General features: G+C 36.6%; 12 protein-coding genes. 4 read left to right on the forward strand and 8 right to left on the reverse strand.

Annotated features, from left to right (window positions below; translation table 11 throughout):
• Window positions 1–172 precede the first annotated feature (172 nt).
• Window positions 173–1,372 carry a hypothetical protein gene (locus B3297_RS02460; protein WP_236560145.1) on the forward strand — a complete coding sequence of 400 codons (1,200 nt, stop codon included), beginning with the start codon at window positions 173–175 and terminating at the stop codon, window positions 1,370–1,372.
• Between the two features lie 161 nt (window positions 1,373–1,533).
• On the opposite strand, the gene B3297_RS02465 is transcribed toward B3297_RS02460, so the two are convergent.
• The 3 genes from B3297_RS02465 to B3297_RS02475 all read right to left on the reverse strand — a co-directional run bounded on the left by B3297_RS02465 (window position 1,534) and on the right by B3297_RS02475 (window position 6,386).
• Window positions 1,534–1,971, reverse strand: a complete 438-nt coding sequence (locus B3297_RS02465) for a hypothetical protein (protein WP_115047617.1) — start codon at window positions 1,969–1,971, stop codon at window positions 1,534–1,536.
• A 105-nt stretch (window positions 1,972–2,076) separates the two neighbouring features.
• The gene (locus tag B3297_RS02470; protein WP_070567296.1) at window positions 2,077–3,534 is read right to left on the reverse strand and encodes a hypothetical protein; all 1,458 of its coding nucleotides are present in this window, start codon (window positions 3,532–3,534) and stop codon (window positions 2,077–2,079) included.
• An 83-nt stretch (window positions 3,535–3,617) separates the two neighbouring features.
• Entirely contained in the window at window positions 3,618–6,386 is a 2,769-nt protein-coding gene (locus tag B3297_RS02475) for a TonB-dependent receptor (protein ID WP_286778374.1), read from the reverse strand.
• Between the two features lie 445 nt (window positions 6,387–6,831).
• On the opposite strand from B3297_RS02475, the gene B3297_RS02480 reads away from it, so the two are divergent.
• The 3 genes from B3297_RS02480 to B3297_RS02490 all read left to right on the forward strand — a co-directional run bounded on the left by B3297_RS02480 (window position 6,832) and on the right by B3297_RS02490 (window position 9,523).
• Window positions 6,832–7,473: an ABC transporter ATP-binding protein gene (locus B3297_RS02480; protein WP_286778375.1), complete on the forward strand. Its 642-nt coding sequence runs from the start codon at window positions 6,832–6,834 to the stop codon at window positions 7,471–7,473.
• Window positions 7,474–7,519: 46 nt separating this feature from the next.
• Window positions 7,520–8,914 (forward strand): ABC transporter permease, encoded by a 1,395-nt coding sequence (locus B3297_RS02485; RefSeq protein ID WP_286778376.1) that lies wholly within the window; start codon window positions 7,520–7,522, stop codon window positions 8,912–8,914.
• 132 nt (window positions 8,915–9,046) lie between these two features.
• Window positions 9,047–9,523, forward strand: coding sequence for a hypothetical protein (locus B3297_RS02490; RefSeq protein WP_070567302.1), 477 nt, complete (start codon window positions 9,047–9,049; stop codon window positions 9,521–9,523).
• A gap of 84 nt (window positions 9,524–9,607) precedes the next feature.
• On the opposite strand, the gene B3297_RS02495 is transcribed toward B3297_RS02490, so the two are convergent.
• The 5 genes from B3297_RS02495 to B3297_RS02515 all read right to left on the reverse strand — a co-directional run bounded on the left by B3297_RS02495 (window position 9,608) and on the right by B3297_RS02515 (window position 13,425).
• Entirely contained in the window at window positions 9,608–10,324 is a 717-nt protein-coding gene (locus tag B3297_RS02495) for a 16S rRNA (uracil(1498)-N(3))-methyltransferase (RefSeq protein WP_112374256.1), read from the reverse strand.
• Between the two features lie 17 nt (window positions 10,325–10,341).
• The gene (locus tag B3297_RS02500) at window positions 10,342–11,655 is read right to left on the reverse strand and encodes a hemolysin family protein (protein WP_088160665.1); all 1,314 of its coding nucleotides are present in this window, start codon (window positions 11,653–11,655) and stop codon (window positions 10,342–10,344) included.
• Between the two features lie 8 nt (window positions 11,656–11,663).
• Window positions 11,664–12,206: an inorganic diphosphatase gene (locus B3297_RS02505; RefSeq protein ID WP_075991667.1), complete on the reverse strand. Its 543-nt coding sequence runs from the start codon at window positions 12,204–12,206 to the stop codon at window positions 11,664–11,666.
• Window positions 12,207–12,214: 8 nt separating this feature from the next.
• Window positions 12,215–12,865: a DedA family protein gene (locus B3297_RS02510; RefSeq protein WP_075991666.1), complete on the reverse strand. Its 651-nt coding sequence runs from the start codon at window positions 12,863–12,865 to the stop codon at window positions 12,215–12,217.
• Between the two features lie 143 nt (window positions 12,866–13,008).
• Window positions 13,009–13,425: an HIT family protein gene (locus B3297_RS02515; protein ID WP_075991665.1), complete on the reverse strand. Its 417-nt coding sequence runs from the start codon at window positions 13,423–13,425 to the stop codon at window positions 13,009–13,011.
• Window positions 13,426–13,501: the final 76 nt, after the last annotated feature.

Below are 13,501 nucleotides of genomic sequence, written 5' to 3' on the forward strand. Positions count from 1 at the left end.
TAATGTATTTTGATGTTTTAGTAAAAAACACTCACAAATGAATCATATCCACAATATTTAGTAGAAATAACAGACTTATTGCAATCCCAAAAACATTATTCAATAATCGGTATAAAAAGCAACTACAATTTGTTAAATTTACATTACATTAATGTTATCAATTTGTTAATAATTGAATATCAAAGGATACTATATTGCGTTTTTAACCATTTTATTTTGGTTAACCTACAGTCCAAAACTCGTTAGGGCGCAGCATCATGATTTCGATTTTTATGATGGCAAAGTATCTATTGATATTCCATCGTCCTTTAATATTCCATTCAATGACAGCCTAACAATAGCTCACATACAAAAATTCTATCAAATAGCTGATCAAACTAATTACATACAGCTTATAAATAGCCTTCTCGAATACAAAGATGAACATCATCTAAATGATTGGGTATATTATCAGCTGATTCGCCGCACCGCACAACAGATTGCTCCCAAAACGGAAAATTACACCCGCTACACATTATATAAATGGTTTTTAATGTGTAAATCTGGTTATGATGCTCGTTTGGCTGTGGGTAGTAATCAGATCATATTTTTCATTCAGAACAAAGAAGATATCTCTGATATTCCCTTTTTTGAAATTGATGGCAAGAAATACACCTGTTTAAACTTCCATGACTATGGAAAGCTCTTTCAACGCGCAGACACCTATATTCCTGTTAAAATTAAAGTACCAGAAGCTATCGAAGATTTCAGTTACAAAATCACAAAATTACCTGATTTTGTACCCGCAAATTATAAGGAGAAGCAAATTGAGTTCAATTATGGACATAAAGCCTACCATTTTAATGTCAAGTTGAATGAAGATATCAGTGATCTTTTTAAAAACTATCCTGGCGTAGATTTTGAAACTTATTTCAATATTCCACTTAGCAAAGAGACTTATCAATCACTGATTCCTGCGCTCAAGGAAAATTTAAAAGGAAAAAATCAGCAGGAAGGTGTCGATTATTTAATGCGGTTCACCCGCTATGCATTCTTGTATGAAAATGACGAAGAGAATTTCGGGACCGAGAAACGTCTTTCTGCAGAACAAACGCTATTGAATAAATACAGTGACTGTGACGATCGTGTTGCCTTGTTTTTTTACCTGGTAAAGGAAATCTACAATCTACCGATGATCACCCTGCTCTATCCCACCCATGTAACGATGGCCGTCCAATTTGAACATCCTATCGGTGATGCTATTTTGTACAATGGAAAATATTATTCTGTCTGTGAGCCTACTCCTCAAGCGCAAACACTGGATATAGGTCAATTGTCTGAAGAGCTTAAAAATCAGTCTTATCAGATTGTATATCACTACGATCCGAGATGAGACAGCCCTTTTCAAAGGTCCCACGGAATTAATTAAAATATCAACAAGTTTACTCTGTTGGTATTCTAATTGATAATCGGAATTTTACATCGCTATCCTAAAATTTCAGTAGAATCAAAGCTTACGGTAGAAAATATATCATCAAGTAAGCTTTATATGTTCTAAAGTTTGCTTATAAAATCAAGTACATCTGTATATTTCCCATCTGTACGCTGCCCTGCAATTGTTACCGTATTTTTTTTACCTTCGGATTTTACTGTAATCACATAGTCTGCTCCATCTACACAACGTGCACACTCGTCAATTTTGGTGTTCATTAAATCATACGTTTCGACATATGACGATAACTTTCTAAAAGTGTCTTCACTGGTTTTGTAGCTTTTATCTTTTACAGTTTGAGGATTGCCAGTGGTTCCAGCGGGATACTTTACCTCTGTCTTATTTTGATCGACAGTAATATTTACAAATTCGCCCCAACCAGAAATTCCTTTTATTTCTACTTTAAGTCCAGAAGTTGAAGGATCATTGATATCATTCGATTTTTTACACCCAAAAAGGAGGAAAGCACCCATTAAAACCAAATAGATTGTTCGTTTCATAATTTAGAATTTATTTTATTTGACTATTTAACGAATTATTTAAAATATATGCTACATAAAAAATCCCGCCAAGGCGGGATTTTTCATCTATTTACTAAACTATAATTATTTTACTTTTCCAGGAGTGGTATATGCCAAGTTCTGTGGATCATAATGAGCCCAACCACTTGTCCAATCCGTCGTACCAAAAGCACCTTTATAAGCCACCTTCTCAAAGAAACTTCCCGACACCTTAGCATTGGTAAAACTTGCTCCACTAGCAGCAGCGGATCCAGATAACACTTGGAAATTTGGAGTGTTGCTTGTATTTGAAAAATCTGAACCAAAGTTATAAGGGGCTACGAACAGTTCAGATGCATATTTACCATTTTCGAAAACATTTTTAGCACGTATAAGTGTAGAGACAGCCGCAGCATTTGTAGCTGAGCTAACTTTTAAATCAGCGTCTTTAGAACCATATACCAAATTATTTTCAAAAACTGCATTTCCACTTAAGAAATTATTCGAAGTCGAATTTGCTGTGATTACCTTTGTATCATCAACATATAATCCAGCCAAAGGAAAGCCTGAAATAACGGAGTTTAAAATGCTGATAGAAGAGTTCCGACGCACTTGAGCACCATGTTGGAAGTTCGCATTAAAAGATCCTCCAGCCTTTTGAATTGGGCCTAGAATTGTCACGTTAGAAAATACAGCAGAAGTTTTTGGAGTTTGGTCGGTCCCTGTAGCGTTGTTATCAGATTCAAAACCATTAGAGCCTGATTGATCTGCAACAGTAGGTACACGTTGTGCTAATGCAAATTGAACATTACCAGAATACCCAAAATCTGTATCAAAATCATCATCCCAAGTACCTACAGCTAAAAGATGCTTCGCATTTACTGTTCCGCCAAACCATTCAAAGGCGTCATCGCCTGAGCGATAGATCTGAATATATTCCAATGTTGTACCATTTCCAACACCACCCATTGTCAATCCATTAATTTCATTATCTACAGAATACGCGATACCGCCATATTCGATACGGACATATTTCATTACACCAGAGTTATCTGCAGCATCAGAACCGCCATAATAAATATAATTTTTTTCATCCTTACCTGTCGGTGCAGCAAGACCACCTTCGATCTTAACATCGGTACCTTGGTTAACTGGCGCTTTACCTAAAAGGATTACTCCCCCCCAATCTCCCTGAGAACGAGCTCCCGCAGCTAAATTAGATGTAAATACAATAGGCTTATCAGCTGTACCTGTTGCATTAATTTTTGAACCTCGTGTAATTGTCAATGTTGCTTTTGAAGCTTTATCTCCTTTAATAATAGTTCCTGGTTCAATCGTTAAAGTGGCACCGTTACTGACATATACGAATCCTTTTAAAACATAGATTTTATTTGATGTCCAAGTTGTATTACTAGTTATCTCGCCTGAGATTTCTACGACATTCTCATTTCCAGGATTTGTTGGAGTTTCTGTTCCACCTCCATTATCCGTAATTGTTGTTTCTTTACAAGCTCCAGCCAATAATAATGCTGACAGGGATAAGAATAAGAATCTTTTTTTCATTTTTTAAGTTTTAAAAATCTTGATACAAAAAAATACTTTAGATATGTCCTTATATTTAAAGTAATATTAAGTTTATATTACTATTAAAATGTATAATTAAATGATACTGAATAATTTCCACCAGTCTTATAACGATATAGAATTTCCTTAGCTTTATTATCAAAATATACGTTTACAGGATTATTCAAAATATCACCCAAATTGACTTTTACCTCTGCTTTATTCTTCATCAATTTGTAGCCGACTTGTGCATCTAATACATTACGAGGTGCTTCGTAAGCGCTCGCAAATGTGATTCCTCCTGCTTGCGCTATTCGCTTACCAATGCGGTTAAAAAGAACATTAACATTCAATTTATTACCCAATGCGCTATGTTGCAATCCTGCATTGATAGTATAAGGTGATTGTCCAACCATAGGTCGAGTTTTCTCTTTATAGTCCTGATCAGTCGGATTAGTCACCTTCGAATGCACATAAGAAAGATTTAAATATGCGGTTGTGTTAGAAAACAGTTGATTTTCACTGACAAAATCCAATTTCTTTCTTGCCTCTAACTCAGCTCCATATAAGGTTGCTTTCGGTGTATTGAAATAGGAAACATCAACTGTCGAATTTACATCATAGCGAGATGCTTCAATAGCATCTGTAAACTGTTTATAGAATGCAGAGACCGAAAAGATTTCGCCAGCTTTGGGATATATTTCAAATCTCAAATCCGCATTATTGATTGCGCTTCGTTTTAGTTTTGTATTCCCGGAAATAGTTCCGAATTGCTCGTAATCATAATAACTAAATGGTGCTAATTCTCGTAATTCAGGACGAGCAATTGTTCGATAATAGGAAGCCCTAAGATTTGTCTTACTATTTAAACTATAAGTCATATTAATTGACGGCAAAAAGTCTAGTTTTGTATCATCAACATCCTTTTTGTCTGTGTCAATTTGAACATTATAATTTTCAACACGCAAACCATAGACTATGCGAAACTTATCCATAAACTTTTGGTCCATCATCGCGTACCCAAATCCTGTCATTGATTTTGCAGTATAGAAGTCACCAGGCATTTGGATTTCATCATATTTAAAGTAGTTTTTATCGATCAAATCTGCAGCAAATATTTTATCTGGAGAAAGTTCACGTATTTGATCAGCTAATTTTGAATCCATCTTAATTACATCTAAGACAAGGCCAACAAAACGCGCATCAAAATCACGATGACGATAATTCGCTCCAGCACCAACTTTCAATGTACTTGGTGCAGATAAAAAATTTATTGGTCTAGCATAGTTTAACTCACCAGAGAAAACATTTTCATTAAGATCAGAAAACAAACGCGTATTCTCTTTACTAGGACTGGTAATATTAGCCAAATAAGGAACTGTAGAATCATTTTCTTTATCAATCGCTTTTGCATAATTGATTTTCATCTGATTCGGTTGATTGTTTTTAATGTTGCTATATGATGCTGTCCATTTAATTCTATCATTTAGATCCGAAAGTACATGATCGCCTTCCAAGGTTGACTTGAACAATGATTTTTGCAAAATATCAAAAGCATAGAATTTATTTACTGATGTCGTTCCAAGATGTGTTCCTGTCCGCTCAGTATACACGTTATCATAATTTCGATTATATAAATTTTTCCAGGAGATTTTATTCTTTCCAAAAGAATAACCGAAATTAGCCATTGCTCCCAAATTCGTTGTAAACTTATATTGATTGTCTTTGTAATCGTATTGATACCAGTTACGTTCAATATTTGACAAAATATTTTGGGAATTCCGATAATTAACAGAAAATAGCGCACCAAATTTATTGTTATTCTCATATTGCTTTACTCGACCCAAAGAAAATTGATAAGCTTGTGAAGGAAGGGCCTTCTTATTTTCAACTGAAAAATCATTCGACAATGATTTCATCGTTAAACGTTGCCACTTTTGCGACAGACCAGCAGCGAATGCTTCTCGCGAAGGATAGTTCTTAGCCAACTGACTTGATCCATCATCAAAACCTAAATAATTTTGAACGTTCTTTTTAGTTTGTAAAAAATCTTTAAATGTCGACGCAGTATTATAACCATATCCCAAGCCGAAAGAGACAAAATTTTGATCAGGAATATCTTTTGTTGTAATCTGTACAGCTCCCCCTGCAAAATCCGCTGGTAAATCTGGAGTAGCTGTTTTTGAGATCGTAATTTTATCAATAAGATTCGAAGGAATAATATCAAATGAAAATGCGCGACGATTGGCTTCTGTACTTGGTAATACCGAGCCATCCATCATAGCAACATTATAGCGGTCACTCAAACCGCGAACAATGACAAACTTATTATCTTGAATTGTCGTACCACTGACACGACGTAATGCTTCGGATGTATTTTTATCTGGCGATCTTCTGATCTGCTCACTTGAAATACCATCAGAAATCAATGCGCTATTTTTTTGTTGCGAATATAATGCACCGATAGACTCTTTCTTAAAAGATCCTGTAACCACAACTTGATCTAACACCTGTCCTCCTGAATTATCAAGAACGATATCTAAATTGGTCAAATCATTCGCTTTAATCTCAACCTCGGTAACTTGCTTTGTCGAGTAACCAATGTAAATATATTCTACAGTATATTTACCTGCCGGTAAAGCTGGAATACTGTACTTTCCGGATACATCAGAGCTTCCGCCCCTTGATGTTCCTAAAATACGCACAGTTACACCAGTGATTGTTTCACCAGTTTTACTATTCGTAATAGTCCCCATTAACTTCCCACTACTTTGTGCATAAACTGTTGTTGACGCAGCTACTGCTAGCGTTACGACTGCAGCGATTCTTCTAAGTTGTAATTGTGGTTCCAATTTATTTGTTTTTTGTTTCTGCAAAGCTATTAGCAGAATATTAGATTAACATTAACAACAAATTACCATTACATCAATCAGCTGTTAATTTAATGTTACCTATAGCCAGTTTTCCTCGATTTTCAGTAAAAAAGGCTGTTTATGGCCGATTTGCGTAGTATTTGGGCAGTCTCCAAAGAGATTATATTAAAGAAGTGTAATAAAATTATTAAGCACTTAATTTATTAACACAATAGGTTATTTTTCTAATTTATACCTTAATGAATGCCATGTAACGGGTTTACATAGCGACCTGGTACTGCTAGTTGAAAGCGAACAATCATCTTCCATTGCAGCTGTTAACTCACCGCAGTAAATTGCTTTTTATATGCAATATAATTGCAATTATATTGCATATAAAAAGCAATTTATCTAAGTTTGAATATATTTTCAATTTCTGATCCGCATGAGCACTCCAATCGTATCGACTACACAGTTATCATTTCAGTATCCTAATTCAACGCCAATTGAATTTCCAGATATTCACATCGAGAAAGGTCAGCATACGCTGTTATTAGGGGATTCGGGTTCTGGAAAAACAACGTTACTTAATATATTAGGAGGTTTGTCACGACCAGAGACAGGTCTAGTCAAAATAAATAACCAAGACCTATCCTTATTATCAAACAGCAAATTGGATCAGTTTCGTGCGCAATATATCGGATTTATATTCCAAGAAGCTCACCTCCTAAGAAATTTAACACTTTTGGAAAACATCAAGTTGGCACAGTCTTTAGCAGGGAAAAGAATAGACCTTAATGCAATACATTTCATATTGACGCAACTGCAATTAGATCAAAAAAGTGCTGCCTATCCGAACGAATTGAGTCGCGGCCAGTTACAACGCGCCGCTATTGCACGTAGCGTCATCAATAAACCAGCCTTATTAATTGCTGACGAACCTACTGCCGCTTTGGACGATAATAATACCTACAGGGTATTAGAACTTCTCCTATCGATAGCTGACACTGCAGGATCAACTTTACTGATAACAACACACGACAAGAGAATAAAAGATCAGTTCTCCAAAATGTACCTTTTAAAATAATTGTTTTACTTTATTTACGCGTCACCTTTAGTTTTTAAAATTTGTTATGAACACGATACAATTGGTTTGGAAAAATTTAAGTAGGCAGTTTGGCTCGGTCTTTCTCAGCATGCTGTTAACGGCGTTTGGAATTTCCATCCTTGCCGTGCTTTCAATTACCGGAGAAACTTTTGAAAAGCAGCTTGACAATAACAGTAAAAATATTGATTTGGTCGTCGGAGCCAAGGGAAGCCCACTTCAGTTAATCTTGTCCAGTGTTTATCATATCGACAATCCAACCGGTAATATCCCACTAGGCGAACTGGAGCCACTACGCCAAAATCCACTTGTTCGGCTTGCTGTCCCCTTATCTTTAGGCGACAATTTTAAAGGTCACCGCATTGTTGGAACTGATTCATCGTTCTTTGCTATTTATGAAACCTCAATAGCTGAAGGCCATATTTGGCAAAATAATTTTGAAGTAGTCATTGGTGATCAAGTTGCCAAAAAACAACAGCTCAAAATTGGCGATCAGATCCATAGTTCACATGGCTTGAGCAAAGATGGACATCATCATGACGAACATCCGTTTACCATTGTTGGTATTCTAAAACATAACAATAACGTTACCGATAACTTAATACTAACCAACTTAGAAAGTGTTTGGGATGTACATGGCATTGCACATAAACATGAGCATCAAGAAACAGCAGTAGAGAAAGAATTACGGGAACGCCAAGAAGACCGGGAGGAAACCCTCAAAGCACATCTGCACCATCATGGTGAAGATATAGCAGAAAATTCATCTGCTCCAGCCCAAACGAACGAAAAAGAACATCAGGAGCAGGAAGACCATCATGAGCACGCAGAGGAAGGCATGTTTGTGAAGTCAATAGGTGCCGACATGGTAAAACAGAATGGACTGGAAATAACCGCCATTCTACTAAAATATCAATCTCCTGCAGCGATCGGAATTTTGCCAAAATTGATTGATCAGCAAACAGACATGCAGGCCGCATCTCCCGCCATGGAAAGCACTCGTCTATTCTCGTTATTAGGCGTAGGGATAGATTCTTTATCGATACTCGCTTATGTAATTATGTTTATTGCAGGTTTAAGCGTCTTTATTAATTTATATAACGCATTAAAGCAACGTAAATACGATCTTGCCATCATGCGTACGCTTGGAGCCTCCAAAGGAAAACTCTTTGCCATTGTGCTTCTTGAAGGACTAATCATTACGATTCTTGGTGGGTTAATTGGGCTTATAATGGCACATCTAGCGCTTTACTATATCAGTAATCAGACAAGTCAAAGCGCCGATTTTATAGAGGCTTTTACACTTCATCCTAAAGAACTGATTTTCTTGTTTGTTGCTTGTCTAATAGGTATCTTCGCAGCACTTATTCCGGCGATCAAGGCCTACAGGACAAGTATTTCTGGAACACTATCAAATAAATAAGTTTAACTAAGATTACACAACGACAAAAGATCGCAATAAGAAGAGCAGCTTATCCTCTAGGCAGGAAAACGGAAAATACATTCGAACAGCTTCTCGATACATAACACTCGATACATAACAATAGCATAACACATGAAAAAAACACTGACAGTATTCTTATTTATATTATTCTGTACCATACAGTCCCAAGCCCAAATAGGCAATAATCCGGATGTTCCCGATCATACACCTATGATGAACAAAACTTGGGAAGCAATTGATAAAATGGCTTATAAAGTAACTTATAATGGGGCAAAGAAAGTATATACTCCTTTCTACCCAAAAGAACTTAAAGCGCTTGAAAATAAAATTGTTGAATTACCAGGTTATATGGTTCCTCTTCATAGTGGTCGTAATCATAAAAACTTTATGATGTCTGTATTACCCGTGATGCAATGCCAATTCTGTGGATCCAACGGAATACCACCAATGGTTGAAGTAACATTAAAGGGCAATGCAATAAAATTCTCTGAAGATCCGATTAAATTAAAAGGGAAAATGATCTTTACCAAAGATCCGCTTAAAGGAAATGCTGAAATCCAGATTGTAGATGCAGAACCAATAAAATAAACTAGCGTCTATTATTAAACCATTAAATGGGCTTTGCAGATCTCTCACAGCCCATTTAGTGGGCCAGGGTCCGTCTTTTATCCCCTATCCTCTATTCAGCAGGGAAACTTCCATACAAGCTGCTAAAGCAGCCGTTTCGGTTCTTAAACGCGCTTCTCCCAACGAAATCGGATGAAACCCCATCTGTAGTGCCAAATCAATTTCCTCTTCAGAGAAATCTCCTTCCGGACCAATGAGGATAATATAATGCTGGTCTGGCTCCAAAACCTGGTTTAAATACTTCTTTTCAGCGTCAACACAGTGTGCAATTGCCTTTTGAACACCTTCTTTTGGGATTTCCCTCAAAAACTGTTTAAACGATACTGCTGGATTTAGCTTCGGAAGATAGGCTTTCAACGATTGTTTCATCGCTGCAACAACCACCTTATTTAGACGATCTAATTTCACCTCTTTTCGCTCAGAATGCTCACAGATAACTGGAGTTATTTCTTGAATTCCAACCTCAGTCGCCTTTTCCAAAAACCATTCGATGCGATCAATATTCTTCGTTGGACCAACAGCAATATGCAAATGATATTTTGGCCGCTGAAACTCCTCCTCAACATTTAAGATCGTGATAACAGTACGTTTGGGGTGAGGGTCAATAATTTGAGCTTCGTACAAACCACCACGACCATCGATGAGATGTAAACGATCACCAGTATCCATACGAAGCACACGAATAGCATGTTTACTTTCTTCTTCACTAAGGATAAAATTTTCTAATGAAGGGTTTAAATCCGGTGTAAAAAATAACTGCATGTGCTTTCGTTATTGTTTTATTCTTCTGTATCATCATCGGCCGATTCGACCAATTCCAATTTGACAAACTCTATGTTCTGCTGGGCCTTACGGATAATAGTGAATACGTAACCATATTCTTCTTTACGCTCACCGACTTCAGGAATCTTATCAAAGATTTCGCTCACCAGACCGGACATCGTATCGTAATCCTGACTCTCGGGTAATTCTATCGGGAGAAATTCATTCACATCATGAATACTAGCGCCTGCATCGACCATATATTCCGTTTCCGAGATACGTTCGACAACTGGAGTTTCCTCATCGTATTCATCCTGAATCTCACCAACAAGTTCCTCAACAATATCTTCCAGGGTAACCATACCCGCAGTTCCACCAAATTCATCCAATACAATCGCTAACTGTAGACGCTTTTGCTGGAACTCAGCCATTAGATCATTGATCTTCTTCGTCTCAGGAATGAAATAAGGTTTGCGCATGATATTTCTCATGACAACCTCTTTTCCTTTAGCTAAGAGGGGTAAAATATCTTTCGTATGGACAATACCAACGATTTGATCAATATTATCCTCATAAATTGGCAGACGAGAGTACCCTTCTTCAGTCATGGTTTCTATCAGCTCAGAGGCATCAGCCGTGACCTCCACAGCCACAATTTTGGTACGAGGTACCATAATATTCTTAACGATACGTTCGTTAAAATCAAATACATTTTTGATCAACTCGTGCTCAGAAATATCCAAAGCACCAGACTCTTTACCTTTATCCAAAAGATATTGCAACTCTTCAGAAGAGTGCGCAGATTCCCCTTTAGTAACTTCAAATCCTAAAATCTTCAACAGAAAATTAGCGAAACCATTTAAAATCCAAATAAATGGTCTAAAGATAAAGTAGAAAAATTGCAGTGGAACCGCAATTTTCATTGTTGTTGCAACAGGTTTTTGAATCGCAATTGATTTAGGAGCGAGCTCTCCAAATACAATGTGTAACACGGTAATAATCGTAAAAGCCAATATATGACCTGCATTCGTCGCGATTGTACCTGTCAATTCAACACCGAAAAAACCTAGTACCCCCTGCACAATTTGGGTCATTACAGCCTCTCCTACCCAACCTAAGGCCAGTGAAGAAAGTGTAATACCCAATTGTGTAGCGGCCAAATAACCATCCAAATGCTCCGTTATACTTTTGGCTATTGTAGCAACTTTGCTACCTGTTTTTGCCTGAACTTCAATTTGGGAGACTCGGACCTTGACAATAGCAAATTCTGCCGCGACAAAAAAGCCGTTGGCCAATACTAAAAACAATGTCCAAAATATATCGAGCGCCATGCTTGGGGTTATTTGTTAACAAATTCTTTTTTGTACAAATCGATAGCCTCGATCAAGATTCTTTGTGCTTCTTCACGTCCTTTTACACCCTCAACAATGACATGCTTCTTTTCAAGTGCTTTATAACTCTCAAAGAACTGTACAATCTCCTTCATGGTATGCGGAGGTAACTGATCAATATCTTTAATGTAATTAAAAACGGGATCATTTTTAGCGACCGCAATAATTTTATCATCTTGTTCTCCACCATCAACCATATTCATCACACCAATGACCTGTGCTTCAACCAATGTTAATGGTAAAATATCCACTGAACAAATGACCAAAATATCCAAAGGATCTTTGTCATCGCAATAAGTCTGTGGGATAAAACCATAATTGGCAGGATAAACGACAGATGAACTCATTACTCTGTCCAAAAGCAACAAACCAGTTTCTTTGTCTAATTCATACTTTCCTTTGGATCCGTTTGTAATCTCAATGATAGCATTTACGGCATTTGGAACATTCTCACCTGGAGAAACCATGTGCCAAGGGTTTTGTTTACTCATTTTTTATTTTACTGTATATTTTGTTTGTTTCTTTTATCTTTTATACGCTTTTTTAACAACGTTATTGCAATTGGTAAAAATGCGATCACAATCATACCAACGACAACATATTCTACATAATGTATAATCCAAGGGAACTCAATACCAAGGAAATATCCAGACAGGGTCAATACAAGTACCCAAATGGCAGCTCCTGCAACATTATACAGAACGAACTTCTTAAAATCTAATTTTACAACACCTGCAAAGATAGGTGCAAAAGTACGAACTATTGGAACAAATCTTCCTATAATTAAAGCAGTTCCACCATATTTATGGTAAAATTCTTCGGCCATGACCACATATTTTCGCTTAAAGATGAAACTATCTTTTCGCTTAAACAGCATCGGCCCCGCTCGATAACCAAACCAATACCCTGTAAAATTCCCTAACACTCCCGCTATAAACAAGCCCAAACAAAGCGTGTATATATTAACGTCAATTTTATTTAGCGCGCAAAATAATCCTGCAAGAAATAATAAATAATCCCCAGGTAGAAAAAATCCAAAAAATAGGCCCGTCTCAGCAAATACAATTAAGATAACCAGATAAAACCCTCCTGAACTCAATAGCTCCTCCGGGTTTAATAATTGTTGAAATGACAACAAGAGTTCATGCATAACCTTTAGTAAAAATCAATGTTGCGTTCCTTTTTTAGAACAACTTCCACGCTTATCTCTGTACAAATTTGAAACGACAAGGTACAAATATAGCATTCTTCTAAAAAACGAACGTAAATCAAGTGTAATATAATCCTTTCTAATTATTGATTTTGAGCAGTTATACTGACGATAGACTCGCGAATAGTAGTCGCAATTTCATGAAGTTCGTCCTCTGCCAAGCTCAATTTAGGTCCAGCAAAGTTTAAATCACTAATTTTATTAATAGGCACCAAATGTATATGTGCGTGAGCCACTTCTAAACCAACAACTGCAACACCAACTTTTACACAGGGAATTACCTTTTTAATACCTTGAGCAACAATCTTAGCAAAGACCCAAAGCGCCATATATTCATCATCTTCTATATCAAAAATGTAATCGGTCTCTTTCTTAGGGATCACAAGAACGTGCCCCTTAGCCAATGGACTGATATCCAAAAAAGCTAGAAAATCATTACTTTCTGCAACTTTGTAAGCTGGGATCTCCCCAGCAACGATTTTTGAAAAAATTGTCGACATATTATTCTAATCTTGGAATAAATCTTTTAAACAATAATTAGCAAAAAACAGACTTTAAAATGCAAAGCCTTCGGTA

The sequence above is a fragment of the Sphingobacterium sp. UBA3519 genome (assembly GCF_002377215.1).
In the GTDB taxonomy this organism is placed as follows: domain Bacteria; phylum Bacteroidota; class Bacteroidia; order Sphingobacteriales; family Sphingobacteriaceae; genus Sphingobacterium; species Sphingobacterium multivorum.

Coding starts and splice junctions, on each gene's coding strand:
- B3297_RS02465 (WP_115047617.1), bottom strand. CDS start 1,971: ATGAAACGAACAATCTATTTGGTTTTAATGGGTGCTTTCCTCCTTTTT.
- B3297_RS02470 (WP_070567296.1), bottom strand. CDS start 3,534: ATGAAAAAAAGATTCTTATTCTTATCCCTGTCAGCATTATTATTGGCT.
- B3297_RS02480 (WP_286778375.1), top strand. CDS start 6,832: ATGAGCACTCCAATCGTATCGACTACACAGTTATCATTTCAGTATCCT.
- B3297_RS02485 (WP_286778376.1), top strand. CDS start 7,520: ATGAACACGATACAATTGGTTTGGAAAAATTTAAGTAGGCAGTTTGGC.
- B3297_RS02490 (WP_070567302.1), top strand. CDS start 9,047: ATGAAAAAAACACTGACAGTATTCTTATTTATATTATTCTGTACCATA.
- B3297_RS02495 (WP_112374256.1), bottom strand. CDS start 10,324: ATGCAGTTATTTTTTACACCGGATTTAAACCCTTCATTAGAAAATTTT.
- B3297_RS02500 (WP_088160665.1), bottom strand. CDS start 11,655: ATGGCGCTCGATATATTTTGGACATTGTTTTTAGTATTGGCCAACGGC.
- B3297_RS02505 (WP_075991667.1), bottom strand. CDS start 12,206: ATGAGTAAACAAAACCCTTGGCACATGGTTTCTCCAGGTGAGAATGTT.
- B3297_RS02510 (WP_075991666.1), bottom strand. CDS start 12,865: ATGCATGAACTCTTGTTGTCATTTCAACAATTATTAAACCCGGAGGAG.
- B3297_RS02515 (WP_075991665.1), bottom strand. CDS start 13,425: ATGTCGACAATTTTTTCAAAAATCGTTGCTGGGGAGATCCCAGCTTAC.